Origin of the sequence: Actinoalloteichus fjordicus (assembly GCF_001941625.1) — a bacterium.
GTDB lineage: Bacteria > Actinomycetota > Actinomycetes > Mycobacteriales > Pseudonocardiaceae > Actinoalloteichus_A > Actinoalloteichus_A fjordicus.
Genome location: NZ_CP016076.1, coordinates 434,824 through 460,250 on the forward strand (window position 1 = coordinate 434,824; position 25,427 = coordinate 460,250).

The 25,427-nt window shown below is 70.9% G+C and carries 26 protein-coding genes; 12 read left to right on the plus strand and 14 right to left on the minus strand.

Annotation, left to right across the window (positions count from 1 at the left end; all coding sequences use genetic code 11):
• The first annotated feature begins 153 nt into the window (after positions 1 to 153).
• Complete coding sequence (locus UA74_RS01920) at positions 154 to 729, plus strand: GNAT family N-acetyltransferase (protein WP_075763735.1); 576 nt, start codon at positions 154 to 156, stop codon at positions 727 to 729.
• Between the two features lie 173 nt (positions 730 to 902).
• On the opposite strand, the gene UA74_RS01925 is transcribed toward UA74_RS01920, so the two are convergent.
• The 6 genes from UA74_RS01925 to UA74_RS01950 form a co-directional block, all read right to left on the minus strand.
• Positions 903 to 1,574 (minus strand): S1 family peptidase, encoded by a 672-nt coding sequence (locus UA74_RS01925; protein ID WP_157433939.1) that lies wholly within the window; start codon positions 1,572 to 1,574, stop codon positions 903 to 905.
• A complete protein-coding gene (locus UA74_RS01930) occupies positions 1,571 to 2,257 on the minus strand; it encodes a S1 family peptidase (protein ID WP_075763737.1) in 687 nt (228 codons plus the stop codon). Before UA74_RS01930 ends, UA74_RS01925 begins: the two co-directional genes overlap by 4 nt.
• 317 nt (positions 2,258 to 2,574) lie before the next feature.
• Positions 2,575 to 3,732, minus strand: a complete 1,158-nt coding sequence (locus UA74_RS01935) for a S1 family peptidase (protein ID WP_075738351.1) — start codon at positions 3,730 to 3,732, stop codon at positions 2,575 to 2,577.
• A 262-nt stretch (positions 3,733 to 3,994) separates the two neighbouring features.
• Entirely contained in the window at positions 3,995 to 5,149 is a 1,155-nt protein-coding gene (locus UA74_RS01940; RefSeq protein ID WP_075738353.1) for a S1 family peptidase, read from the minus strand.
• 564 nt (positions 5,150 to 5,713) lie between these two features.
• Positions 5,714 to 6,865 (minus strand): S1 family peptidase, encoded by a 1,152-nt coding sequence (locus tag UA74_RS01945; protein ID WP_075738355.1) that lies wholly within the window; start codon positions 6,863 to 6,865, stop codon positions 5,714 to 5,716.
• Between the two features lie 601 nt (positions 6,866 to 7,466).
• Positions 7,467 to 8,243 carry a GntR family transcriptional regulator gene (locus UA74_RS01950; RefSeq protein WP_075743304.1) on the minus strand — a complete coding sequence of 259 codons (777 nt, stop codon included), beginning with the start codon at positions 8,241 to 8,243 and terminating at the stop codon, positions 7,467 to 7,469.
• 507 nt (positions 8,244 to 8,750) lie between these two features.
• Here UA74_RS01950 and UA74_RS01955 point away from each other — a divergent pair.
• Genes UA74_RS01955 through UA74_RS01975 form a run of 5 tightly spaced genes read left to right on the plus strand, consistent with a single transcriptional unit; the run spans position 8,751 to position 14,363 of the window.
• Entirely contained in the window at positions 8,751 to 10,016 is a 1,266-nt protein-coding gene (locus UA74_RS01955) for an extracellular solute-binding protein (protein ID WP_075738357.1), read from the plus strand.
• A gap of 22 nt (positions 10,017 to 10,038) precedes the next feature.
• Positions 10,039 to 10,968: a carbohydrate ABC transporter permease gene (locus tag UA74_RS01960; RefSeq protein WP_232237598.1), complete on the plus strand. Its 930-nt coding sequence runs from the start codon at positions 10,039 to 10,041 to the stop codon at positions 10,966 to 10,968.
• Positions 10,965 to 11,795, plus strand: a complete 831-nt coding sequence (locus UA74_RS01965) for a carbohydrate ABC transporter permease (RefSeq protein WP_075738361.1) — start codon at positions 10,965 to 10,967, stop codon at positions 11,793 to 11,795. The genes UA74_RS01960 and UA74_RS01965 overlap by 4 nt, the downstream gene beginning before the upstream one ends.
• A gap of 4 nt (positions 11,796 to 11,799) precedes the next feature.
• Positions 11,800 to 13,323 carry a glycoside hydrolase family 3 N-terminal domain-containing protein gene (locus UA74_RS01970; protein WP_075738363.1) on the plus strand — a complete coding sequence of 508 codons (1,524 nt, stop codon included), beginning with the start codon at positions 11,800 to 11,802 and terminating at the stop codon, positions 13,321 to 13,323.
• Entirely contained in the window at positions 13,320 to 14,363 is a 1,044-nt protein-coding gene (locus tag UA74_RS01975) for an SIS domain-containing protein (RefSeq protein WP_075738365.1), read from the plus strand. The genes UA74_RS01970 and UA74_RS01975 overlap by 4 nt, the downstream gene beginning before the upstream one ends.
• A gap of 192 nt (positions 14,364 to 14,555) precedes the next feature.
• Here the strand turns inward: UA74_RS01975 and UA74_RS01980 are convergent, their stop codons facing one another.
• On the minus strand, positions 14,556 to 15,305 hold the full coding sequence (locus UA74_RS01980) for a hypothetical protein (RefSeq protein WP_075738367.1): 750 nt from the start codon (positions 15,303 to 15,305) through the stop codon (positions 14,556 to 14,558).
• A gap of 381 nt (positions 15,306 to 15,686) precedes the next feature.
• Here UA74_RS01980 and UA74_RS01985 point away from each other — a divergent pair, with 381 nt between their 5' ends.
• Positions 15,687 to 16,997: a sensor histidine kinase gene (locus UA74_RS01985; RefSeq protein WP_075738369.1), complete on the plus strand. Its 1,311-nt coding sequence runs from the start codon at positions 15,687 to 15,689 to the stop codon at positions 16,995 to 16,997.
• Complete coding sequence (locus UA74_RS01990; protein WP_075763739.1) at positions 16,985 to 17,662, plus strand: LuxR C-terminal-related transcriptional regulator; 678 nt, start codon at positions 16,985 to 16,987, stop codon at positions 17,660 to 17,662. The genes UA74_RS01985 and UA74_RS01990 overlap by 13 nt, the downstream gene beginning before the upstream one ends.
• 58 nt (positions 17,663 to 17,720) lie before the next feature.
• Here UA74_RS01990 and UA74_RS01995 read toward each other — a convergent pair whose 3' ends face one another.
• The 3 genes from UA74_RS01995 to crcB form a co-directional block, all read right to left on the minus strand.
• Positions 17,721 to 18,470, minus strand: a complete 750-nt coding sequence (locus tag UA74_RS01995; RefSeq protein ID WP_083682855.1) for a hypothetical protein — start codon at positions 18,468 to 18,470, stop codon at positions 17,721 to 17,723.
• A gap of 144 nt (positions 18,471 to 18,614) precedes the next feature.
• Positions 18,615 to 18,971, minus strand: coding sequence for a fluoride efflux transporter FluC (locus UA74_RS02000; protein ID WP_075738373.1), 357 nt, complete (start codon positions 18,969 to 18,971; stop codon positions 18,615 to 18,617).
• Positions 18,968 to 19,366, minus strand: a complete 399-nt coding sequence (crcB, locus tag UA74_RS02005) for a fluoride efflux transporter CrcB (RefSeq protein WP_075738375.1) — start codon at positions 19,364 to 19,366, stop codon at positions 18,968 to 18,970. The genes UA74_RS02000 and crcB overlap by 4 nt, the downstream gene beginning before the upstream one ends.
• Positions 19,367 to 19,571: 205 nt before the next feature.
• Here crcB and UA74_RS02010 point away from each other — a divergent pair, with 205 nt between their 5' ends.
• The 3 genes from UA74_RS02010 (at position 19,572) to UA74_RS02020 (ending at position 21,183) form a co-directional block, all read left to right on the plus strand.
• A complete protein-coding gene (locus tag UA74_RS02010) occupies positions 19,572 to 19,928 on the plus strand; it encodes a helix-turn-helix domain-containing protein (protein ID WP_075738377.1) in 357 nt (118 codons plus the stop codon).
• Positions 19,929 to 19,937: 9 nt separating this feature from the next.
• Complete coding sequence (locus UA74_RS02015) at positions 19,938 to 20,708, plus strand: hypothetical protein (RefSeq protein ID WP_075738379.1); 771 nt, start codon at positions 19,938 to 19,940, stop codon at positions 20,706 to 20,708.
• Between the two features lie 166 nt (positions 20,709 to 20,874).
• Positions 20,875 to 21,183, plus strand: a complete 309-nt coding sequence (locus UA74_RS02020; RefSeq protein WP_157433940.1) for a DUF2516 family protein — start codon at positions 20,875 to 20,877, stop codon at positions 21,181 to 21,183.
• A 193-nt stretch (positions 21,184 to 21,376) separates the two neighbouring features.
• Here the strand turns inward: UA74_RS02020 and UA74_RS02025 are convergent, their stop codons facing one another.
• From UA74_RS02025 to UA74_RS31375, 4 genes are all read right to left on the minus strand, one after another.
• The gene (locus UA74_RS02025) at positions 21,377 to 22,144 is read right to left on the minus strand and encodes a MarR family winged helix-turn-helix transcriptional regulator (RefSeq protein WP_075738381.1); all 768 of its coding nucleotides are present in this window, start codon (positions 22,142 to 22,144) and stop codon (positions 21,377 to 21,379) included.
• Positions 22,145 to 22,300: 156 nt separating this feature from the next.
• Positions 22,301 to 22,540 carry a hypothetical protein gene (locus UA74_RS02030; RefSeq protein ID WP_075763741.1) on the minus strand — a complete coding sequence of 80 codons (240 nt, stop codon included), beginning with the start codon at positions 22,538 to 22,540 and terminating at the stop codon, positions 22,301 to 22,303.
• On the minus strand, positions 22,537 to 22,986 hold the full coding sequence (locus UA74_RS31370; RefSeq protein WP_075763743.1) for a hypothetical protein: 450 nt from the start codon (positions 22,984 to 22,986) through the stop codon (positions 22,537 to 22,539). The genes UA74_RS02030 and UA74_RS31370 overlap by 4 nt, the downstream gene beginning before the upstream one ends.
• Positions 22,983 to 23,345, minus strand: coding sequence for a hypothetical protein (locus UA74_RS31375; protein WP_157433941.1), 363 nt, complete (start codon positions 23,343 to 23,345; stop codon positions 22,983 to 22,985). The genes UA74_RS31370 and UA74_RS31375 overlap by 4 nt, the downstream gene beginning before the upstream one ends.
• 1,230 nt (positions 23,346 to 24,575) lie before the next feature.
• On the opposite strand from UA74_RS31375, the gene UA74_RS02045 reads away from it, so the two are divergent.
• On the plus strand, positions 24,576 to 25,421 hold the full coding sequence (locus tag UA74_RS02045) for a helix-turn-helix domain-containing protein (protein WP_075743307.1): 846 nt from the start codon (positions 24,576 to 24,578) through the stop codon (positions 25,419 to 25,421).
• Positions 25,422 to 25,427: the final 6 nt, after the last annotated feature.

Genomic DNA, 25,427 nt, shown 5'->3' on the forward strand with positions numbered 1-25,427 from the left:
CGTCGGATTGTTACCCGCCGTCCACTGGTTGGGAGATTCTTCGCACGGATCGGGCTCGCGATGAGTGATCTCCAGGCCCGCAGGGCGGACGTGTCGGCCGTCCGCAGCCGAATTCGATAGACGGTCGCCGCCCTGCGCTGGTTGACTCGCTCGGTGATCCGAGCGGACGTCTTCCGAGATCAACCCGTCCTCCACGGCCGGTCGATCCGGCTCGAACCTCAGACGGAGCGACATTTCGACGGCATCTGGCGGATGCTCGGGGACGAGGAGTCCAACCGGCTGACCGGCACGCATCAGCAGTTCACCGAGCCGCAGATCCGGCAGTGGCTCGCCACCAGACGGGAGCACCATGACCGGGCCGACTGGGCGGTCGTCCGTCGCGCGGACGGTGCCGTGGTGGGCGAGGTGGTCCTCAACGACCTGGACCCGGACAACGCCTCGGTGAGCTTCCGGATCGGGCTGCTCGGCCCGGAGGTCTTCGGCCGGGGTATCGGGACCGAGGCGACGCGGCTGGTCGTGGCCTATGCCTTCGACGTCGCGGGCCTGCATCGGATCAGCCTGGACGTCTTCGACTTCAATCCGAGGGCGCGTCGGGTCTACGAGAAGTGCGGGTTCACCGTCGAGGGCGTGCACCGCGACGCGCTGCGCTGGGAGGGCCGATGGCACGACGCCCTCTTCATGGCGATGCTGTCCACCGACCCGCGTCCCGAGGAGTCCGCACCCGCCTGAGTCCACCGACGGCGGCACCGGTCCGCATGATCCGGGCCGGGTTGGTCGGCCGACGCGGCGACCACACGCGGAGCGTGGTGGACATCCGGTCGACGACGGGTGCCTGCCGAGCCGTTCGCCAGGCTCGGCGGCCCCAGGCAGACACCTCGTCGACGGATTCCGGCCCGCCTGCCTCAGCCGATGTTGATCGCCAACCCCCACTGTTGCAGCGCCGGAGTCACCGGTTGGAAGTAGCTGCGGGTCGTCGTGCCGCCGACCAGCGTCCCCACCGCCCGACCGTCGGCGATCAGCGGGCCGCCGGACTCGCCGGGATACACCGGGATGTTCGTGGCGATCAGGCCGGTGACAACCCCACCCGGCATCGAGACGGTCTGATTCAATCCGGTGATCGAGCCGCAGCGCCAGCCGCCGACCGGGCCGGAGAAGCAGACCGGGGCACCGGTAGGCGGTGGACCAACCCCGGTCACGACCTCGACCGTGCCGTCGTGCCGATCGATCTCCGGGGCGAGGAGCACCGATGTGGCCGTCCGCACCCAGGCCATGTCGGAGCCGGGGAAGACCGAGCCCGCGACCGTGCCGATGCTCTGGCCGCCTGCGGACACCGGGGCTCCGGTCGAGCCGCAGTGCCCTGCGGTGAGGAAGCCGCCCTCGACGGTGAACCCGACCGCACAATGACCGCCCGCGATCTGGACGGCCTGACCGCCTCTCAGGACGAGTTGCGCCTGCTCGGTAGAGCCGGTCGCCGCCGCGACGGCGGTCCCGCTCCCCAGGGTGAGAAGGCAGAGCAGCCCGAGGGTGAGCAGACAGGACAGTGCGCGACGCAGCCGAGTCCCCACGCCGCTCAACTCGTCACCAGTGCGACGCCGAGTGCGTTCAGGATGGGGTTCACCGGCTGGAACATCGTGGTTCCTCCGGTGGCGCAGTTGCCGGAGCCGCCGACCGGGATGCCCTGGGCCTGCGAGCCGGTGAAGACCTGCGATGCGGCGGTGCTGCCGGAGTCAGGGCAGATGTTGGTCCTGGTCAGGCCGTACACCGTTCCCCACGGGAAGCTGACGGTCTGATTCTTGGCCTGGAGCGTCCCGCACATCACCCCGCTGGTGTAGCCGACTCGACAGACCTGCCCGCCGACGGGCGTCTCCACCGAGCCGGTGATCGGGACGTTCCCGGCGCCGGGATTGATCACCCAGCCCTGGAGGGTCACGTTGGACAGCGTGGTGGCGTAGACCCAGGTGTTGCCTGCGTAGGCGATGTTCCCGATGACGGTGGACCCGACGCGCACCACGGCGGGCGGCTGGCCGCAGCTCGCCGGGGCGAGGAAGCCGCCGGTCACGGTGAAGGACACCCGACAGGGTGATCCCGTTGTCCCGACGGACACCAGCGAGCCGCCCGCGATGGGCACGAGCTGGTCGACGCCGGGTCGGGTGTTCTCGTCGGCGGGACGCGTGGTCTCCGCCAGGGCGCCCGGAGCGCCTCCGAGGAGGAGGGCCAGGGCGGTGAGTGCGATCAGGACGCGGTGGAGGGTTCTCATGACGTGCTCCAGGAGGTGTGGCGATGCGCTCGACCGACGACGTCGATGTACGGCGGTCGTGGTGTTCGGGGCGGGGCGGGCAGATGAGGGGGAGGCTGAGCGGGGTGTCGGCGGCGGCCGAGTCCCGTGGAGCCGTCGGCGTCGCCGCGCAGCTCGTGGCCGTCCGACCGATCGCGGCAAGCGCGGGTCGCTCGGGCGAGGCCGGCCGGCCGTCGATGCGGCCGGGGGCGTCCCCGCACGACGTCGCGTCGTGCGGGGACTCCCCTCTCGGAACGGCGAGCCCGCAGGGAAGGCTCACCGACGTCGCAGGCCGGTCATCATCCCGTGGTCAGGGTGAGGCCGTACTGGGACAGGATCGGGTTGACGGGCTGGAAGTAGGTGATTCCGCCGATGCTGCAGTTGCCGGAGCCGCCGGAGGTGACGCCCTGTGCCTGGTTGCCCGTGATGAACGAGCCGCCGGAGTCACCGGGCTGGGCACAGACGTTGGTCCTGGTCAGACCGGTGACGGTGCCCTGCGGGTAGGTGACGTTCTGGTTGAGGGCCTGGATCGAGCCGCACCACCAGCCGGTGGTGGAGCCGGAGCGGCAGACCGAGCTGCCCGGGAGGGCGACGGTGGAGCCGCTGACGACCACGACGTTGCCGTTGTACTGGTACACGTACGGGTCGGACTGCCAGCTGGCGTTGGTGCGGACCCAGCCCATGTCGCGGCCGGGGAAGATCGAGCCCGCCACGGTGCCCTGCGCGGCACCGTTGTAGCCGGTCGTGGAGACGCCGACGCCGCCGCAGTGTCCGGCGGTCACGAAGCCGCCGGTCACGGCGAAGCCGACCGAGCAGCGGCTGCTGCCCGGGTAGTACGGGTCGCCGCCCCAGATCTCGAAGAAGGGCTCCGGTGCTTCGGTCGACTCCACGACCGTCACGGCCGCCTTGTCGACGCCCGCCTCGGCGACCAGGGCCTCGCCCGCAGCGGCGCTGCCGATCGAGGTGGTGAGGACCACGGCGTTCTCGGCCGGGTCCACGTAGAAGCCGGTGACCCCGGCAGGCTGCTCCTCGACCGCGTTGAGGGCGTCGGTCACGCCGTTGAGCTCGCTCTCCGAGAACGTGACGACCTCGGCGGTCGCGCCCTCGGCGCGGACCTCGGCCGCCGCCTCGGCGGAGGTGACTCCGACGACGAGCGATCCGGTGGCGTCGTCGAACCGCGCGCCGCCGAACACGTCGCCCAGATCGGACTTGAGGGTCTCGGCCAGCTTGCTCGCGTCGGCCTCCTGGTCCAGCCGGGTGAGGGCCTCGGCCTCGGTCAGCCCGAGGTCGCGCTCCATCGCGGCCAGCATGTCCGGCGAGGCGGTCGCCGTCGCCGTGCTGCGGGACTCGGTGTCCACCGAGGTCGCGGTCGCGGTACCGGGTAATACGATGGCGACGGCGGTGCCTGCCGTCGCGATCACTGCGGCGGCCAGTCGGCCGACCGTGATGCGCTTCATCTGTTCTCCCGTTGTTGTGGCGATCCGGTCGGTGCGTCGATGTGTGGCCCGGCCGGAGACTCGGGGTGCCCGCGAGACGGGACCTCGGTGATTCCCGAGGCGCCCCAGGACGTCTCGGGCTTCTCGGTCGTCTCGCGTGGTGTTGTTCCGGCGAGTGCGCCGGTGACGGAGGCCGTCCCGCGAACGGGGGACCCAGGCGGGACGGCCTCCGCGAGATCACCCTCGGTCGTCCTCAGCGACGACGCGAGTGGCAATACCGGGATCAGCCCCTGACGAGGGTGAGGCCCCAGCGGCTGAGGATCGGGTTGAGGGGCTGGAAGAAGGTGGTGCCGCCGATCGAGCAGTTGCCGGAGCCGCCGGAGGTGACGCCCTGCGCCTGGCTGCCACTCAGCCACGAGCCCCCGGAGTCGCCGCCCTCGGCGCAGGCGTTGGTGCGGGTCATGCCACGGACTGCGCCCTGGGCGTAGTTGACCGTCTGGTTCTTGGCCTGGACGGTGCCGCAGCGCCAGCCGGTGGTGGAGCCGGACCGGCAGATCGATGCGCCGATGGCCGACTCGGTGGAGCCTGCGACCGCGACGGTGCCGCCGTTGTAGCGGTTCACCACGCCACGGGGGACCCAGTTGGAGTTGGTGCGGACCCAGCCCATGTCGCTGCCCGGGAAGACGGAGCCGGCGACGCTGCCGGAGGCGACCCGGTTGCTGCCCTGGGTGGCCGTGCCCACGCCGCCACAGTGCCCGGCCGTGACGTACCCGCCCTGGACGGAGAAGCCGATCGAGCAGCGACTGCCGCCGAAGTAGTACGCGTCGCCGCCTCGGACGTCGTAGAGCGTCTTCGGCTCTTCGGCGTTCTCCACGATCGTGACGTCGGCCTCGGTCAGGCCGACCGAGGTGACCAGGTCGGCCCCGGCCTGCGTGGCGCCCTCGACGTTCTCGGAGACGGTCATCACGACCGTGTTCTGCTCCACGTCGACGTACCAGCCGGTGACGCCCTCCGGAATCGAGTCCAGCTGCGTGTCGAGCGCGGCGGTCACGCCTTCGAGGCTCTGCAGGCTGTCGTCGACGACCTCGCCGATGGCGCCTGCGGCGCGCACCTCAGCCAGGTCGGCGCTGTCGGTGACGCCGACGACGAGGGTGCCCGCCCCGGCGTCGAATCTGGCGCCGCCGAAGCTCGTGCCGAGGGTCGAGCGCAGGCTCTCCTCGATCTCGACGGCGTCCGCCTCCTGAGTGAGCCGGGTCAGCGCCTGTGCCTCGGTGAGACCGAGGTCGCGCTCCATCGCGGAGAGCATCTGCGGGGACACCGCCGAGGTCACCGAGTCCGTGGTGGGGTCTGCGGCGGCGGCGGGCAGGGTGAGGGCGGCCGTGGTACCGGCCGCCGCCAAGAACGCGGCGGCGATCCGCGCCGCGCTGAGCTGCTTCATCTTGTGTCTCCCATGGTCTTCTCTGCAGGGACGCACCGGGCGGGTGCAGGGGTCGGCAGGGTTCCGCCCGGCTGTCGGGGGCGATGCACGTGGCTCGAATGCCGAACCGGAAGGGATGTGACGGGACGACTGCCGGTCTCTCGCCGACTGGCGGCTCTCGTGGAGCGCTGCCCGCGAACGACTGGACGGAGGTCTCATCGACGTCCTCTTTCGTTGCTGTTCGGATCCGGTCACGTGAATTGAGAAGCCCCCTGTCATGGGAGTTTTGGCCGATGATCTTGTTACGAATATCCGCCATTCGAGGTTAAAAGTGTCATAACAGCCGGCAACTAGATAACGGAAAGTAATGCCGATGAAGATCAAAAGTGCTGGTCAGGGGCCATGGAGCAATCGATCGATGCTCTCCGTGGGTTTTCGTGCCGCCGATCGATCCAGTCGCGGCACGTCCGTTCGGACCAGCCCAGGCAGCACGACAGAGCGCCCTCACCCGAATGGATGAGGGCGCTCTGGTGGGAGTCGCCGGAGCCGAAAGGAGAAGGCCGTTTCGGCCGGATCAGATCGAGATCAGCCGGTAGTCAGCGTCAGGCCGTACTCGGAGAGGATCGGGTTGAGGGGCTGGAAGAAGGTCGTCCCGCCGAGGGAGCAGTTGCCGGAACCACCGGAAGTGACGCCCTGCGCCTCGGTGCCGCTCAGCCACGAGCCGCCCGAGTCGCCGCCCTCGGCACACGCGCTGGTCTGGGTGAGACCCGCGACGGTGCCCTGCGGGTAGCTGACGCTCTGGCCCTTGCCCTCGATCTCGCCGCACTGCCAGCCGGTGGTGGAGCCGGAACGGCAGACCGACGCGCCGACGGCGGCCTCGGACGAGCCGGTCACCGTGACGGTGCCGCCCTCGTAGTCGTTGACCAGCGGGGTGGGCGTCCAGTTGGAGTTCGTCTCGACCCAGCCCATGTCCGCGCCGGGGAAGGTCGAGCCCGCGACGGTGCCCAGTGGGCTGTTGTCGCTGCCCTGCGTCGCCGTGCCCACGGTGCCACAGTGGCCTGCGGTGACGTATCCGCCCTCGACCGAGAAGCCGATCGAGCAGCGGCTGCCGCCGAAGTAGTAGGGGTCGCCGCCGATGATGTCGGCGAGTGGAACAGGGGAGCCCGCCTCCTCCGCGATCGTCACGGCGTCGCTCAGCGCGCTCGCTTCGGCCACGAAGGCCTCGGTGGCCGCGTCGATGGCCGAGGAGTCGAGGGTGACGACCACGCTGTTGTCCGCGGGGTCGACGCCCCAGGAGTTCACGCCTGCGGGCACGTCGAGAGCGTCGATCTGAGCCTTGATCGCGTCCAGCTCGCTCGCGCTGAACTCGACCACGGTGGGAACCGCGCCCGCCGCTCGCACCGCGTCGGCCGAGGCGGCGTCGGTCACGCCGACCACGAGCTTCCCGAGCTCCGCGTCGAACACCGCCCCGCCGAAGGTCGTGCCGAGCGTGCCGCGCAAGGTGGACTCGGCGGTGACCGCCACGGCCTCCTGAGCGATTCTCGCGGTCGCCTGCGCCTCGGTGAGTCCGAGATCGCGCTGCATGGCGGCCAGCATCTCCGGGGCCGCCGTGGTCTGGGGAGCCGAGCCGTCCGTGTCCGAGGCGGGGTCTGCCACCGCGGGGAAGGACAGCCCGACGGCGGTTCCCGCCGCGAGGACCATCGCTCCGGTAACGCGAGCCGCGAATCTGCGATTCATCAGTTGTCTCCTCGTGGATACGAGTGCTGGGACAACCCCGCGGGCAGGGACTCTGGCAGGGGCCTGCCCGCGGGAACTTCTCGACGTGAAGGCCGACCGCGTCGCGTGTCGGCCGATCTCCCCGTCCTGTCTCGACGTCCGGTTCGGACTGCCTCGTCAGGGTCTTCGAGACCGGGTCGACGCGCTCAACGAGCCCGCCGCCTGAGCGAATTTCTCAGACCATTTCGGGTGAACCGTCACCCGTTAGGGGTGAAGTTATGGCCCCGTAACCTCCTGGTGAAAGCCGCCATTCGGGGGAACAGGGCGATCTTTGGCGTCCATTTGACGTACAGGGAGTGATCTACCCCCCGGTAGATTCACGGAAGGTGACGGCCGGTCGCCCGCTGTTGTTGCCTGGCAACCTATGGGCTGACGCAGTCCGTCAGAAGTAGACGTACCAATCCCGCTCGTCGTCGGTGCCCGCGCGCGAGCCGCGCCGAAGGAATGATCGCCTCGGACGAGGCGTCGCCGAGGGGAGCGCGACGTCCCCCGGAACCGGTCGAGACGAACGTCACGTCGATCGCGGCCGCCCGGTGTGACCCCCCGGCGCGTCCGCGTCTGCTCAGTCGCGCCTGCTGCCCGGCAGCGGCGGGTTCAGCCTGGCGACGAACTTGTACCGATCACCCCGGTACAGCGAACGGACCCACTCGACCGGCTCGCCGGTGGTGTCGAAGGAGTGCCGAGACAGCAGCAGCATTGGCAGTCCGATGTCGGAGCCGAGCAGCTCGGCCTCCTCGGGGCTGGCCAGCGCCGTCTCGATCGTCTCCTCGGCGTGCCCGAGCTCGACGCCGAACCGCTCGCGCAGCACCTCGTAGAGCGACCCGCCGTTGGCGATGTGCCTGCGCAGTCCCCGGAACCTGCCGAGCGCGAGGTGGGTCGTCTCGATGGCCATCGGCTCCCCGTCGGCCAGCCGCAGCCTGCGCAGCCGCAGGACCTTGGCGCCCGCCTTCACGTCGAGCAGCCTGGCCAGCTCGGTCTCGGCGGGCAGCTCGTCGGACTCCAGCATCCGTGAGGCGGGCTGTCGTCCCTGCGCCCGCATGTCCTCGGTGTACGACGAGAGTTGCAGCCGCTGTGCCACCTTCGGCTCGGCGGCGAAGGTGCCCTTGCCCTGCACCCGGAGCAGCCGCCCCTCCACGGTCAGCTCGGCGAGCGCCTGCCGGACGGTCGTCCGTGACACGTCGAAGTCGGCCGCCAGCGATCGTTCGGTGGGAATCGGGGTCCCCGGCGGCATGGAGCGCAGCAGGTCGAGCAGGTGGCGTTTCAGGCCCCAGTACTTGGGCTCCCGTTGGACGCGGACCGGCGATCCGCCTCCGCCGCCTGCGGGCGTGGTACCGAGCATGGCCTCCTCCTCGCTGTGAACCGCATGTTCATATCGCATGTTGCATCTCCATGATGCGGTTCTCCCCGAGTACGACCAGATCACGTCCCGCTTCGTGGTGTGCCGGACGACAGCATGCCTGTGCTGTGATGACGGTCAGTCTGCCGCACGCTCCGGCCGGGGGTCGCATGATCCACGGCGCGCGGACGCCGCTCGCCTCGGCACCGTCTCGGCGGGCCGAGCGAGCCGAGCGCCGACGTGGCGGTCGTCGGATCGCCCGGTGTCGCGTCGTCTCCGGGCGGGCGCCGTGCGTGCGGAGCGTGGGTCGGGCGCAGAACCCGTGGTCGGGGGCCACGGGCGACCACGGAGTTCCCCGCCGCCGGGTCGCCCTATTGCAACGTCTTCGGCAACGGTCTTGACATGCCTTGTGACGCCACCCACCCTCGTCACATTGGTCTACACCACTGTTGGTGGTTCTCGGATCTACTGGGTCGCCCGCGATGTCGTCGGGCGGAAGGGCGGACACACATGAAGCGCTGGACGACGATGGCGGCGGGGGCGGCCTCGGTGGCCCTGCTCGCCACCGGCTGCGCAGGCACGGGCGGCGGCTCGAATGACGGCGACGCGGAGACACTCACGGTCTGGACGATGGACGGCTCGCTCAGCGACGAGCACGCCGCCGCCCTGCACGCTCAGTTCGAGGACGAGCACGGCGTCGAGATCGAGCACGTCGTTCAGCAGTGGAACGGCATCCAGGACCTGCTCACCACCGCGCTCGCGAGCAACAACCCGCCGGACGTGATCGAACTCGGCAACACCCAGAACCCGGCGTACTCCGCCGAGGGCGTCTTACTGGACCTGAGCGACTGGAAGGCCGATCTGGCCGGGGATCAGTGGCTGGAGGGTCTCGCCGTCTCCGGCGAGTACGAGGACGCCGTCTACGGCGTGCCGCTGCTGGCCGCGAACCGGGTCGTCGCCTACCGGACCGACCTGTTCGAGCAGGCCGGGGTCGAGCCGCCGACCTCCTGGGACGAGTGGATCACCGCCATCGAGACCCTGGAGGACGTCCACGGCGACGACAGCGCATTCCAGTCGCTCTACCTGCCCGGCCAGTCCTGGTACGCCCTGCTCTCGCTGATCTGGGACAACGGCGGCGAGATCGCGACCGAGGCCGACGGAACCTGGACCGGCACGCTCGACTCCCCGGAGGCGATGGCCGGGATCGAGGCCTACCGCGAACTCGTGGAGACCTCCGACACGACGGCCGCGATGGACACCGACGAGGCCGAGCCCCAGCAGTTCGAGGTCTTCGCGGGCGGGCAGGCAGCTCAGATGATCGCCCTGCCGTGGGAGGTCGCCAGCGCGATCGAGGCAGCTCCGGAGCTTGCCGAGAACGTGTCGGCCTTCCCGATCCCCTCGATCGACGGCGGACCCGCCCCGGTGTTCCTCGGCGGTCAGAACCTGGCCGTCCCGGCAGGCACGAACAGCCCCGAGCTCGCCAAGTCCTACCTGGAGATGTTCACCAGCCCCGACTACCAGACGATGCTCGCCGAGGCAGGCGCGGTGCCCGGCGCCTCCACCGACACCAGCCCGCTGGAGAGCAACCCGACCACCGCCGCGATGGCCGAGGCCTCGGCACAGGGCCGCGCCGTCCCCGCCTCGCCCAACTGGGCCGCCGTCGAGGTGCAGAACCCGCTCAAGACGATGCTCACCGCCTACCTGACGGACACCGCGTCGCTAGAGGACGCGGCGGCCGATGCCTCCGCGGCGTTGACCGAGACGCTGAACGACTGAATCACCTGCGATGACGACAACCATGATCGAGCCGGCGGCCGAGACCCGAACTCCGCGCCGCCGGCTCGAACGGCTGATGCCCTATCTGCTGCTCGCGCCCGCACTGGTCACGCTGATCGTCCTGCTCGGCTATCCGGCGGTGTCGGTGCTGACGACGAGCTTCCGCGAACTCGGCCGGGGCGAGCTGGTGCGCGGCGAGGTCGTCTGGACCGGCTTCGACAACTACGTCGAGGTGCTGGGCGACTCTGAATTCTGGCTGATCACGCTGCGCACGGTGCTCTTCACCGGCACCTGCGTGCTCCTGACCATCGGCCTCGCGCTGCTGCTCGCCCTGCTGATGCGGCGACTGCCCAGCGGCGTGCGGCTCCTGCTCCAGGTCTCGCTGCTGCTCGCCTGGGCGATGCCGCAGCTCTCCGCGACCACCGTCTTCCAGTGGATCTTCGATCAGAACTACGGGATTCTGAACAAGACGCTGGTGGCGATCGGGCTGGACGGCTTCGAGCGCTACTCCTGGTTCACCACCGGGCTGTCCACCATGGCGATCATCGCCACGCTGATCGTCTGGCAGGCCGTGCCCTTCGTGGCGATGACGCTCTATGCGGCGCTGGTCGGCATCCCGCAGGACCAGTACGAGTCGGCCGGGCTCGACGGAGCGAGCGCCTGGCAGACGTTCCGCAATGTGACGCTGCCGCCGCTGGCGCCGATGCTGGCGCTGGTCACGTTCATGTCGATCCTCTGGGACTTCAAGGTGTTCGCGCAGGTGTGGGCCTTCCGCCAGGGCGGCCCGAACGGCGGGAGCACCACGTTGCCGGTACTCCAGTACGTCGAGGGCATCGCCAGAGGCAACTTCGGCGTCGCCGCCGCCATCAGCGTTCTCATGGTGATCGTGTTGATGGCGATCAGTGCCCAGTACCTCCGACTGCTGCTGCGTTCCCAGGGAAGTGAGCAATGAAGCCCCGCAAGGCCACCAGGACCTGGCTGTCCGTCCTGGCCGTGGTGATCGCGGTCGTCTATCTGTTCCCCGTCTACTGGATGGTGAGCAGCTCGGTGAAGCCCGCCGGGCAGATCACCTCGCTCGAGTACGACCTGATCCCTCGGGGATTCACCCTCGACCACTACGTCACGGTGCTCGCCGAGTCGGACTTCCTGATCTATCTGCGCAACAGCGTGATCGTGACGCTCTCCGCGGTGTTCCTGGCGGTGATCGTCGGACTCTTCGCCGCCCTGGCGCTGTCGCGGTTCCGGTTTCGGGGCCGCAAGGGCTTCGTCCTGATGGTGCTGATCGTGCAGATGGCGCCGTTCGAGGCCCTGTTGATCCCGATGTTCCTGTTCATGCGGGACACCAACCTGCTCGACACGCTGCCCGCGTTGATCCTCGTCTACTGGGTGATCACCATGCCCTTCACCCTGTGGACGCTGCGGAACTTCGTCAACGGCATCCCGATCGAGCTGGAGGAGGCGGCCATGGTGGACGGCTGCGGCCGGTTCCAGGCGTTCTGGAAGGTGACGTTCCCGCTGCTGGGCCCCGGCCTGGTGGCCTGCTCGGTGTTCGCGTTCATCACCGCGTGGAACGAGTTCCTCTACGCCCTGGTCCTGATGCCCAGCGGCAGCGGCCAGACCCTCCCGATCTTCCTTCAGTCGTTCCAGTCCGTCTTCGGAACCGACTGGGGCGCCACCATGGCGACCTCGACGCTGTTCATGCTGCCGGTGGTCGCGTTCTTCGCGATCGTGCAGCGCAACCTGGTCTCCGGCGTGACCGCCGGTGCCGTGAAGGGATGACGCCGTGAGCGACGCCGAACTCCGGCGACTGATCAAGGGCGTGCTGCTGCCCGGCTTCCTGGGCAGCGGCCCGCCGCCGGACTGGGTGCGGGCGTGGCTGGACGCCGGCCTGGGCGGGGTGGTGCTGTTCGGCCGCAACATCGTCGACGACGAGCAGGTCGCGTCCCTCACCGAGGCGCTGCGCGACGAACGCGAGGACGTCGTGATCGGCATCGACGAAGAGGGCGGCGATGTCACGCGGCTGGACGCGGGCACGGGTTCGACCGTGCCGGGCAGTCTCGCACTCGGCGCCGCCGCCGACGTCGAGCTGACCCGCGCGGTCGCCGAGTCCATGGGCAGGCGGCTGGCCGACTGCGGGGTGACGGTGGACTTCGCGCCCAGCGCGGACCTGCTCTCCCCCGCGGGCGATCCGGTGATCGGCGTGCGGTCTTTCGGGTCCGACCCGGCGGCGGCCGCCGCGCAGGTGACCGCCTTCGTCGAGGGCCTCCAGGCCGCCGGGGTCGCCGCCTGCCTCAAGCACTTCCCCGGCCACGGCGCGGCCGAGTCCGACTCGCACCATGCCCTTCCCGTGCTGCCCCGCACCGAGCAGGAGATGTACGCGCGGGATCTGGTGCCCTTCCAGGCGGGCATCCGGGCCGGGGCTCGGGCGGTGATGACCGGGCACCTCGTGGTGACGGACTGGGGACCGGAGCCCGCGACCCTCAACCCGCGAGTGCTGGGCGGGGTGCTGCGGACCGAACTCGGGTTCGACGGGCCGATCATCACCGACGCCCTGGAGATGGCGGCGATCTCCGGGCACAGTCCGGACGCGATCGCCCTGGACTCGCTGGTGCCCGAGGGCATCGGCCGGGGTGCGGTGCTGGCCCTGGCGGCCGGGGCCGACGGGCTGTGCCTCGGCGGCGAGCTGGCCGACGAGAGCGTCGCGCTCGCCGCCCAGGAAGCGGTGGTCGCCTCGGTCAAGGCGGGCATCCTCACGGAGGAACGCATCGCGGAGTCGGTGACCCGGCTGGCCACGATCGGCCTGGCCGCGCCGCGCGGTGGATCGCGCAGCGGCGCCCGGATCGCAGACGACGTCGGCCTGATCGCCGCCCGCCGGGCACTGCGGGTCAGCGGCGATCTCCGACTCGCCTGCCCGCCGCTGGTCGTGGACCTGGCCGTGGCGCCGACCATCGCCGTCGGCGACGTCCCGTGGGGCCTCGGACCGGTGCTGCGGGAGACGCAGGGGGCGGCCTCCGACGTCCGCGTCCTGCGACTCGTCGAATCCGACCCCGAGCGGGTGATCGCGGCGGCGGCGGGCGGCCCGGTGGTCGTCACGACCCGAGACGCTGCGCACCACCCCTGGGTTCGCGAACTGATCGGGCGACTGGTCGACGCCGGGGTGGAGCTGGTACACGTCGAGACGGGAGCGCCGGGACCGTCGCTCGGCGAGTTCCCCCGGATCGACTCGCACGGCGGTTCGCTGGTCTGCCTGCGTGCCGTCGCCGAACTGCTGGTCGACGCCCAGGCGTCGCCGAAGGGATCGTCATGACCGACTCGCCTGCGGGCACCCACACCGCCGCCGAGATCGCCGAGCAGCCTGCCGTGTTCGCCCGCCTCCTCGCCGCCAGGGCCGCGACCTCGGAGGTCGCCTCGGTGATCGCCCGGCGGCGTCCCCGGTTCGCGCTGCTGGCGGCTCGCGGGTCCAGCGACCACGCGGCGTTGTACGCGAAGTACCTGATCGAGGTGCTGCTGGAACTGCCTGCGGGCCTGGTCTCGCCGTCGACCACCACCCTCTACGGGGCCCGCCCCGACCTCAGCGACGTCCTGCTGATCACGGTGAGCCAGAGCGGCGGCTCGCCGGACCTCGTCGAGGTCACGGAGCGGGCCCGCGCTCAGGGCGCGTTGACGGTCGCCGTCACCAACACCGCGGAGTCCGACCTGAGCGGCGTCGCCGAGCTGGCGGTGGACATCCAGGCAGGCCGGGAGGTCGCCGTGGCGGCCACCAAGACCTACAGCGCGACACTGCTGGCGCTGTACCTGCTGGTGGACGCGGTGCGCGGCGGCACGGGCGAAGAGGCCGCCGCGCTGCCCGACCTGGCCGCCGCGACGCTGGCGGACTCGGCGGACCCGGTGGCCGAGGCGGTCCGGCGCTGGCGTTTCGTCGATCGCGTCGTGACCACGGGCCGGGGCTTCTCCTCGGCGACGGCGGCCGAGGCGGCCCTGAAGCTGGCGGAGACGAGCTATCTGTCGGCGCGGTCCTACAGCGGTGCCGATCTGTTGCACGGGCCGGTCGCCGCCGTCGACGAGGAGACTGCGGTGCTCGCCGTCGCGGGCGAGGGGGCGGGCGGCCGGGCCACCTCGGCTGTGATGGAGGTCGTGGGATCTCGTGGCGCCGACGTGGTGGCGGTCGGATCGGCCGCTCACACACTGGCCGCCTCGGTGCATGTCGGCGTACCGGCGACGGCGGAGGAGGTCGCGCCGATCATCGAGGTGCTGCCGGTGCAGCGGCTGGCGCTCGGCCTGTCGGTGGCCCGAGGCTTCGACCCCGACCGGCCGCGCGGCTTGAACAAGGTCACGAAGACGCGCTGACCCGGCGCGGCGGTGGCCGATCACGGGCCTGCCCGCGTCCGACGGCGGTGTGTCGCCGAGGCGCGGGCCGCTGCGCCTGCCTGCTTGCCTGCCCCTGCGTCAGCGAGGCCCGCCGACCGCGTGATCGGCGGGCCCGGCGGACGCGGCGGGAGGAGGACGTGGGTCGGGCCGGACGCACCCCGGTTCCTGTCGTCACCGAGGCAGGATCGCCGTACGCCTGCACCGCCCGCGATCACCGCCTGCCGCCGCTCGCCGCTCCTCGCCTGCACTGCCGACCGGTGTGCCGAGGCCGTCCTCCACCGGCGTCGTGACGAGTCCGCCCGATCGACGTCCGCAGGACATCGCTGTCGGCGGCACGGCCTGCGGTGCGCCGTCGGCACAGCGCTGCGGCTGACCTCGGCCGGCAGGCTGCCGATCCTGGCCCGTCGGTTCGCGCCGGTCCGGCCGATCTGGCGCGCCGGGGCCGCCCGGTCGACCGCCCCGCAGGAATCGCTCACGCGAGTCCGGAGGTCGTTCCGTCTCGACCCGGCCGGTGCCTGCGGCGCGGGTGTTCGCGTGGACGTCGCCTGCCTCGGCGCCGTCGGTGTCGATGATCTCCGCGTTGCCTGCCTCGGCGTTGAGGAGATCGGCATTGACGAGATCGGTGTCGCCGAGACCGGGCAGGCTCGGCCGATCGTCGCCCGACCCGGCGCAGACAGGCCCACCGCCTGCGCCGGACTCCGGGACGTGGTCTTGGTCTGTGGCGGGCCCGCTCGCCTGCGGTCCCTCGGTGAACAGCGCAGAGGTCGAGTGCAGGCCGGGATCGCCGCTGTCGGCGTCGAGCTGGTCCAGGAACGGACGGAGGTTCCGAGTGAGATGACGGTGGATGTCGCGCAGCTCGTGGGAGCGGAGTCCGCTCAATGCGGCGCGGAGTCGGGCGGCGATGTCGTCGGGCGGTGTCATGCGCGCGGGTCTGTCCGCGCGAGGATCATCAACGGAGAGCCTCCACCAGATCACGTTGGGTGATCACCATGGTGCCCCGCGAACCCGGCCCGGCGTCAAGGAAGATCGCCCGACCGACTGACGTTTCCGGCGGTCTGCGCTGCCGTGTGCCGACCGGGAGCATCCGTCGCCGCCCTCGTGGGAGTGCGAGGAGTCACGCGGCGCCCGCCTTCGTCACCGGCCCCGTCATTTGGGCGGCGGCCCCCCGACGACGACCGCCGAGGACCGAGGGCGCAACTCCGGGGCACCATGGCCCGGACGCCGACGAAAGGTGTAGCCCACTCCACTGTGCCGGGCGCAAGCCGAGGTCAGACTGATCAGCGTCACTCGAGCCACAAGGAGATGAACCTCGTGCGGGAACGGCTTGCCCAGGTGGGACGCGCCACCAGATACTCCCTGGCCACCATCGTCTCCTTTCCGATCGCGTTAGCGCTCTTCTGCCTGCTCATGGTGAGCGCGGCGCTGATCCCCGTCGGAATCGGCATCGTCACCACGCCGCTGCTTCTCTCGGCGACGCGGGCGGTCAGTAACGGGGAGCGTCGCCGGGCGGGTGCCCACGCCGGTCGACCGGTGACCACGAGGCCGCTGGATTCAACAGGCACGGGACTCACGGCCTTCCGTCAGGCGTTGAGCGATCCGCTGATCTTCCGGGACTTCGCCTGGCTGTTCGTCCGGTTCACCGCAGGCTTCATCCTCAGCGTCACCGCCCTGATGTTCCTGCTGATGCCGGTCATGGTCCTGAGTCTGATCCCGACCTGGCACCTCTTCAGCCCGCCCCCCACCGTCCTGGGCATCCCGATCATCGGCTGGTGGCAGGCGGTCATCTTCCTGCCGATCCAGGCGCTCGTCCTCACGCTGCTGGTGCCCTTCGTCGTGCCGTGGCTGGCGGGCGTGCAGGTTCGGCTCGATCTCGTCCTCCTGTCCTCGGCGACCCGGCGGGAACTCGCCGATCGGGTGGAGAACCTGACGGAGACCCGCGAGAGCGCTCTGCTGGCCCACGGCGCGGAACTGCGGCGCATCGAGCGCGACCTGCACGACGGCACCCAGGCCCGGTTGGTGAACATCGCTCTGCGGCTCGGCATCGCGGAGCGGACCTTCGCCGACGACCCGGCGGCAGCAGTGAAGCTGATGCAGCAGGCCAGGGACGGTGCCGAGGAGGCGATGACCGAGCTGCGGGACGTAGTGCGCGCGATCTACCCGCCGATCCTGGCCGACCGGGGTCTGCCGGGGGCGCTCAGCGCGTTGGCGGCCCGCTGCACGGTGCCCACGACCTTAGACGTGGCAGACGTCGCAGGCGATACACCCGGCACAGGCGTGGGGGACCTCGCCGATGTAGAGCTGGCCGCTGCCGAGTCGGCGCTCGGCCGGATTCCCGCCGCCGTGGAGGCCGCCGCCTACTTCGTGGTCGCCGAGGCACTCACCAACGTCGGCAAGCACAGCGGCGCGCAACTCGTCACGGTGTGGGTGCGGCGCGTCGGCGACGCCCTCTACGTGGCGATCAGCGACGACGGCCGGGGCGGCATCGACGAGACGGCGGGCACCGGGGTCGCGGGCATCCGTCGTCGGGTGGCGGCCCTGGACGGCGCCGTGACGGTGGAGAGCCCCCGTGGCGGCCCGAGCACCATCACCGTGGAGCTGCCGTGCGGGTCGTGATCGCCGAGGACAACGTGCTGCTCGCCGAGGGGCTGAACCTGCTGCTGAGCTCGGCGGGTTTCGAGGTCGCCGCGACGGTGTCGGATGCGCCGAGCTTCCTGGCCGCCGTGGCCGAGCATCGGCCCGACGTCACCGTGGTCGACGTGCGGCTGCCGCCGACCTTCCGCGACGAGGGCATCCAGGCGGCGCTCGCCGCCCGCCGGGCGGGTCCGGGCCTGCCGGTGCTGGTGCTCTCGCAGTACGTGGAGCGCACCTACGCGCGGGAGCTGCTCCGGGACGGTCGGGGCGGGGTCGGCTACCTGCTCAAAGATCGGGTCAGCCGGGTCGAGACCTTCCTGGACGCGCTGCGCCGGGTCGCGGACGGCGGCACGGCGATGGACCCGGAGGTCGTCGCGCAGCTGCTGGTCCGGCGGGACGGCGACCCGGTGGACACCCTGACGCCGCGCGAGCTGGCGGTGCTGCGGCTGATGGCGCAGGGCCGGGACAATGCGGCCATCGCCGCCACACTCGTCGTCACCGAGCGGGCCGTGCACAAACACATCGGCAACATCTTCCAGAAGCTCGGCCTCACCCCCGACGAGAGCGGACACCGCCGGGTCCTCGCCGTCCTGCGCTACCTCGGGGGCGACCGGGATCAGCCCGCGCCGGGTGTTCCCGGCAGGTGAGGAGCACTGCGCCTGCGTCCTCAGGGGCTCGATCGGACCGGCCTGCGGTGCAGGCCGGTCAGTCCACCGGGTGCGTCGTGTAGCCGTAGTGGCAGGGGCCGACCGGATGGCCGATCGGGAGCAGCTCGCCGGGCAGCGGCGGGATGTCGACGGCCGCCCAGTCGGGGAGATCGTCGGGATCGACGGTCACCGCGCCGAGATCGGTGACGCGCACCTGCTCCCCGTCGACGTAGGTCGCCATCGTGAAGCCTGCGAGTCCGCCGTACCGCTCGAACCAGTGGCCGCAGGCCCAGCGCAGCTCGTCCGGGTCCGTGACGACCAGCTGTTCGAGGTGGCCGGTCGAGCTGTGACCCGCGTCGTTCTCGACGAGGTAGTAGCTGTACCCGATCGTCGACGGGTCCGGCTGCTCGCCCTCGATCACCTCGTCGAGCAGCGCCGTGCCCGCCTCGGCGGCCGGGTCGGACGAGTCGACGGCCAGCACCCCGGCGTACAGCTCGCGCACCTCGGCGATGCGGCGGTCCACCGCCTCCTCGGCCGAGTCGGAGTCAAAGGACGGCTCGCCGTTCAGCATGGCCGTGATCTGCTGGACCAGTTCGCTCGCGAGCAGCGTGGCGGCGATCGTGTCGTCGGGCCGCCGCGCCAGCGCGATGCGCAGCCACAGCTCGCCGGGCCAGCGGTCGTCGGCGCTGTCGCCGTCGTCGAGGGTGGGCTGGAGGCACAGCAGCCTGCCCAGCTCCCGCGCGGCCTCCTGATCGCCGTGCTCGGCGTCCCCGCGCAGTGCGTCCATCGTCTTGTCGATGCTCGTCATCACCGGCCACGCTACCGGGTGACCAGCGGTGGTCGTCGCAGTCGGAGAGGAGACCACGGCCTACCGGGCGGCGGAGCGTCGCGACCTCGGCGGATCGAGCCCCCGGAGGCCCGTGTTCGACGAGTCGGGGCCCGGACCGGGAGGTCAGCCGAGGAAGCCGCCGAGGAGTGTCCCGATCAGCACCGCGACCGCGCCGACCAGCAGGTTGAGCCCGATGTTGGCCGCCGCGAGGAACCGGTGACCCTGCTCGGCGAGTGCCACCGTCTGCGCGGCGAACGTCGAGTAGGTGGTGAGGGCACCGCAGAACCCGATGCCGAGTACGGCGCCGTTCGTCGCGGTGGTGCTCAGTGCCCCGATCAGGGTGAGCAGCAGGGTGCCGACGCCGTTGACGATCAGGGTCGGCCAGGCCACCCCGGGCCGGTCGGCGGGCAGCAGGACGTGCACGAGATGTCGGAGCACCGCGCCCGCCGCCCCGGCCAGCGCCACCAGCAGCACGGTCATCGAGCCCGGACCATGCGCAGCCCGACTGCCCGGCCCGCGACGGTGGCCGCCACGGCGGCGACGAGCGTGCCGACGAGAGAGAGCAGCGCCGTGCCGGTGTGCCCTGCGACGATGAGTCCCTGGACGTCGACCGCGTAGGCGGAGAAGGTCGTGAAGCCGCCGAGCACTCCGGTGCCGAGGAAGGGCCGCCACAGCCGATGTCGATCCTCGGCGGCCAGCACGGCGGTCAGCACGCCGATGAGCAGGCAACCGAGCACGTTGACGCCGAGGGTGCCGACGGGGAGTCCGCCGCCGACGGGCTCCGCGAGCAGGCCGACCCCGTAGCGCGCCAGGGTGCCCAGCGCCCCGCCCGCCGCCACCGCTGCGAACACGGAGGGACCGCCGAGATCACGCATGATCCCTCGACTCTAGCGGCGGCGTCGGCAGGGGGCCTGCTCGTCCGGGCCGTCGGCGGCTCGCCGACCAGCGCGGATGAGCCGGGGGACGGCGGGAAGTGAATCCGACCGTCGGCGAACTCGACCGGAGCCCGAGTGCAAGCTGCGCGCTTGCTGTAGCTAGCACTTGGGGTTACCGTGGAGTACGTGCGGAGGGAGTGAACCGGTGGAACGAGTCGACAAGGTGGTCAATCAGGCGGTCGCCGACATCGGGGAGTACATCCGCACCCAGCGGAACAAGGCGCAGATCTCGCTTCGCCAGCTCGCGAAGCAGGCGGGCGTCTCCAATCCCTACCTGAGCCAGATCGAGCGGGGGCTGCGGAAGCCGAGCGCGGAGATCCTGGCGCAGATCGCCAAGGGGCTGCGGATCTCTGCGGAGACGCTGTATCTCCAGGCGGGGCTCCTCGAAAGCCGAGGCGGCGGGCCGGTCGCCGACGCCATCCACGCCGATCCGCAGCTGACCGAGCGGCAGAAACAGGCGCTGCTCGCCGTGTACGAGTCTTTCCTCCAAGAGAAGGAGTGATCCGAAGCGATGCCCACCCTGCCCGATTCAGAAGACGTGAAGAAGGTTCGAGAGCAGGCCGACTCGGCTCTCGGCACCGCTGCGGAGCAGGCCCGCACCCCGCTGCTGGCCGCGCTCGGCGCGGGCGACCTCGCGGCCAAGGCCGTCGTCGACCTGCTCGGCAAGGTCCGCGACCGCGTCGCCGAGGGCGCCGAGACCGCGCGGGCGAACGCGGGCGAGCTGCCGAACGACTTCGAGGAGCTGCGCCAGAAGCTCGACCCGGCTGAGCTGCGCAAGCTGGTCGACGCCTACACGCAGGCGGCCCTACAGCTCTACGGCCACCTCGCCGAGCGGGGCGAGGCGACGCTGGGCAGGCTGCGCTCGCGGCCCGACGTCCAGCGGGCGTGGAGCCAGGTCGAGGCGGGCGTCGGCACGGCCCAGGAGCGGGTCGAGCACGCCGTCGACGACGTGCGTGAACTCGCCGACGACGTGCTGGGAAAGGTGACGCGTAACACGCGATCGGTCGGGGAGAAGGCCGCCGCCGCCACCGAGCAGGCCGCCGAGGACCTCGCCGAGACGACCAAGGAGCAGTCGGACGAGGCTGCGGAGGCGGTGCTCGACGCGGGCGCCAAGGCAGGCTCCGCCGTCCGCAGCACCGCGCGTAAGACCGCGAACCGGACCGCGCCGAGGAAGAGCAGCACGACGACGAAGCCCAGGTCGGAGACGAAGGCCAAGCCCGCCGCCACGAAGGCCGCGAAGCCCAAGGCCCAGGACGAGGACGGCGGCGCAGACACCGCCTGATGATCGAGCGCATCGACACGGCCGCCCGCTGCCGGCGAGTGGGCGGCCGTCGGCGGTGTGCGTGCCGCCCGCCACGCTGTGCGGCCGGTTGGTGAGAGTGCCGCCGGGCATGGGAAGGATCTGCTGATGATGAGAGCAGGCGGCGTCGCGTCGTAGGGTGGTACCCATGTCCGTGAGTTCGGCGCTCGTGCCGCAGATGTGGATCATCTTCGCGATCTGGCTCGCGGGCATCCCCGCCGGGTTGTTCGCCTTCGGCCATGCCCTGTCACAACGTGCCGATGCGTTCGTCGCGGCCGACAAGCTGAGCAAGAACGCCTGGCTGGGCATCACCGGCGGCGCCACCGCCGCCCTGGTCCTGTTCCGACCCTCCGGCACGGGAACCATCTTCTGGATCGCGGGCCTGGTAGCGGCGCTCGTCTATCTCGTGGACGTCAAGCCGAGGATCACCGACGTGCAGCGCGGCCAACGCTGGTGAGGCGAGGCTCAACCGCTCGGCGGCTAGGCGACCGCACGGCCGGACCCGCCTGACGGGCCCGGCGGCACAGCCTGCGCTCGACGACCGCACTGCCCGGCCGACCGTCCGATCAGCCCGAGGGCACCGTGGCGCTTGCCCGTGACCTTCGTCCGAGGCGGCCTGCGGCCCGGCGAGCGCGATCGGGGCGGGAATCTCAGCGGCGTAGCCGGTTGAGGAGCGTGACGAGAACAGCGCGGTCTCTGGGCGGCAGTGCCGTACTGGGCAGCGAATCCGACGTCACGGTGCGCAGGGTGTCGATGACCGCTTCGAGGAATTCGATGCCGAAGTCGGTGAGTGCCAGTCGTTTCTCGTTGCCTCGGCCGGTGACGGTGAGGTAGCCGCGGTCGGCGAGGCGGGTGACGCTGTGGTCGAGGCTGCGGGGTGGCAGGTCGAGTGCGGTGTTGGCGATGGCCTTGCGCATCGGTCGGGGTGCGCGGGCCAGCAGCCGGAGAAGTCGGTAGTCGTAGACGGAGATGCCGTGGCAGTTCCGGAGCGCGTCGGCGGGTTGCACGGTCCAGCGTTGGACGGCGGCGATCAGCGTCTCCCACATCACCCAGGGTTCGGCCGCAACCGTGCGCGCGCCGACGGCGACGTCGAGCGGCACCCGGCCGTCGGGCGCGGCCTGCCTGCCCGTGACGACCGGCGACCGGGACGCGGTCGTCGACGTGGCCGCCGCTCGGGCCGATGCCGGCCTGATGGCCTGGGGGCCGCCCGAGGTGGTGTCGTCTGCTGTGCCTGCGTCTGCTGTGTCTGGGGGCGCTGTGCCCAGGGGTGTGGTGCCCGGGTGTGCTCTCCCGCCGGGGAGGGTCCTCTCGGGCCCGGTGGTGTCCCGCCGGGTGGTCTCGGGCCGCGTGGTGTGTTGCGTGGTGTCGGGCCGAGTGGTGTCGACTCGGGCCGTGTCGATGGGATCGGTCTCGGACATGCGTGGGGTGTCTCCTGAGGATCGTCGCAGGGGGATCGCGTGCGGTCTCCGCTGGTCAACCGTCGCGTTCTCGCCAGACTCGACGAGGTCGGCTGCCGGGTCGGGCAGGCGGTCTCGGGTGGTGGTGGGGCGTGGGCCTGATCGAGTCGTCGGTGGTCATGGCGGTATCGCCGTGAGCAGGCGCGGGGTCCACGACGGGGTCGTGGTGTGTCCCAGACACAGCGGGCAGCGCTGTTCGTCGTAGAAGCACATCCGCAGTGGACGCCGGTTCATCGCCCGGAACTCCACGTCCGGGGCGCAGAGCGGGCGGATCGGGTCGTAGCCGTTCCACGCGGCCTCGGCGAGATGCGAGTCTCCGGAGCGCACTGTGCGCACGAACCAGGCCAGGCCCGTCATGAGTCCTCCATCGGGAAACAGTTCGGACAGCGCAACAGCCGCACCCACTCCGCCACCGACACCAGCACCGCCCCGCACACCGCGACGTTCACCGACTCATACGACTCGTCCCGGCAGTGCTCCAGCCGACGGAACCGCCCCGCCCACCGCTGCGGAGGTGCCGGAGCCGGCGGACTGGCCGAGCCCGGCGGCTCGTCTCCCAGCGTGGGCGCACGCACCGGCACCGCCTCGTCGGCGGAGCCGGCCGAACCGGCGGTGTGGGTGGAACCGGCGGTGTGGGTGGAACCGGCGGTGTGGGTGGAACCGGTGACATGGGCCGAGCCGATGGCGTTGGCCGAGCCATCGGCGTTGGCCGAGCGGGCTGCGTGGCCGGAGCCGGGGGCGTGGCCGGAGCTGGGGGCGTGGGCCGAATCGAAGGAGCGGGCGGAGTCGGCGGCGGCGCTCATGGGTCCACCGCCGGGAGGCGGGCGGCGTGGAGGCCGGGGCGGAGGTAGGGCCGGATTCGAGCGGCGGCGCGGACGCGGGGGAGCCGAAACCGAGGGGACTGGCCGAGAACGAGCCGGTCGCGAACCGGTTCGCGGCTGAGAGGCGGGCCGGACCCAGGCACGGGCGACCCGAGCAGGCGGCGGGCGCGCATGATCGCCGCGACCAGCCCGGCGCGGGTCCGCAGCAGGTGACCGAGCCGAGTCAGCACCGCCGCCACCGGCTCGGGTCCGAGGGCGGGCCTGATCAGCGCGCCACGACGGTTCGGCAGGCCCCAGGCAGGCCGAGCCGGTTGCGGTGTCCACGCGGTGCGGCCGGTCACGTCAAGGTCCCCGAGAACGCGCGAGTCCAGCCCGGCTGCGGCCCACCGCGCGTCGGACTCGCGTGACAGAAAGGCCGACCGTCGACACTGCGCGGCGACCACATCCAGCCGCCGCACCACGGCGGCCCGCCGACGCCGAGCCCGCTCCCGCGCATCGGCGTCGATGCCGCTTGCGGCGGTTCGCCGCCCGCCCGGCTGCCCAGCCGGGATCGGCGGTGCGGCAACTCGACGTCCCGATGCGTGATGTCCGGATGCCTGGGGCTCGGGTGCCCGGTGCCTGGGTGTCTGCCGGCCGGCCGCTTGATGTTCCGGTGCTCGATGTTCCGGCGCCCGATGCGCCGGTGCCCGGCGCGCAGCGGCGCGCTGGTCGGCGGCTCGGAGCCGTGCCCAGTCCGACCGCGACGGCGACCGCCGAGCCGGATGCGCGGCCCGCCACCATCGCCAGACGACGTCCACCGTGGGCAAGCCGATGCACAGGGCGAGGAGCAGAGCGAAGAGAGCGTCGGCGGTGGCGGTCATGACGGCCGTCCGGCGGCGCGAGGCAGACCCGGCCTGCGGAGCGTAGGCAGCGGAGGCGGCTTCCCGACGGCGGCCGTCTGCGGGGAGCCGGGTGGTTGCTGGTCGTCGGGCAGTGTCGTCGTCATGGCTCCTCGTCTCCGTTGTGGCCGGTCTCGGGGTGGTCGCTTCCAGTGGGTCGATGGGTTCCAGGCCGCTGATCGCAGCGCATCTCGTGGGCGTCGGACGTAGGAAAGTCCGCGTCCTGACGGCCACACCAACAACAGGTGCGCGTGAGCCGCCTGCTGCGGTCCTGCTCGGTCTCGCCCTCGCGCCTGCGCATCCACGGCTTCATCAGTCACCGCCGGGGAAGCAGCCGGGGCAGCGAGGCAACCGCTCGCCGTCATCGGCGGGACGGATCACGGCGCCGCAGACCGCGACGTCGACAGCTCGGTAGGTCGGGTCGTGGCAGTGGGCGAGGGCGACAGGCCGGACCCCTGCCCACCTCGTTGCGGTGTCGCCTCCGAGAGCGGTCATCGGACGGCCCACCAGAGTTGAAGCGCGGCATACCAGGCGCCGAACGCTGTGAGGACGATTAGGACGACGGTCATTCGCTCACCCCCGTGAGACACGCCCCGAGCTGGGGCGCCACACAGCGATCGTTCGCCACAGTGACACCTGATGCAAATGGTCGCGGTCCAGCAAATCTGTATTGGAGGAGTTACCATGTGTCACATGAGGCGCGTGACTAGAACTCCCAGGGCCAGGGCTGTCGGACACGCACTGCGCACCCTGCGTGAACAGAAGGGCCTGTCCGCCCGTGAGGTAGGCCGACGAATCGGCATTCACTCCACCATCCTCGGGAGGATCGAAGGCGCCACAAAATGGCTTTCACCTCGTGATTTGTCGAGTCTCCTCGGCGCACTGGAAGCTTCACCCGAAGAGAGGAATCACATACTCGGGTTGGCTGAGGGAAACGGTCGTCCCGGATGGACGGTCGGCCATGTGCCCGAGCAGCTCGCAACGCTGCTCATGTACGAACAGGACGCAACGGCGATCACCGAATGGACGATGACCCTGGTGCCCGGTCTGCTCCAGACTCCCGCCTATGCCCGCGCAGTCATCCACGGTGGTGTCGACGGCGCGGACGACTCGCTCGTGCTCACGAGAATGGGCCGTCAGCAGGTCATGCGCGGCGTTTCGGCCCCGACGGTCGAAGTAATTCTCGATGAGTCAGTGCTGTGGCGTCGGATCGGTAGCCGCGCGACGATGGCCGACCAGCTCCAAGAGATCACCGCCCGTGCCAGCCGGGGCGAGTTCGAGGTTCTGGTCCTGCGGAACGACGCGGGGATGCTCGACGCGCACGCGGGAAGTTTCACGGTGTGGGAGTTTGCGGATGCGCCGCCGATCGCCCATCTAGAGCACATGACCCACGGAACATTCCTCGATGCGGCTGACGAGGTTGCCCACTTCCTCGAAGCGCGTCGTAGCCTGCGAGCGGCTGCGATGACCCCGGCTGACTCACTGAAGGTCATCACAGCCGCCGCTGATCACCACGCTGGAGGCGAGGCATCACCATGACGGTAC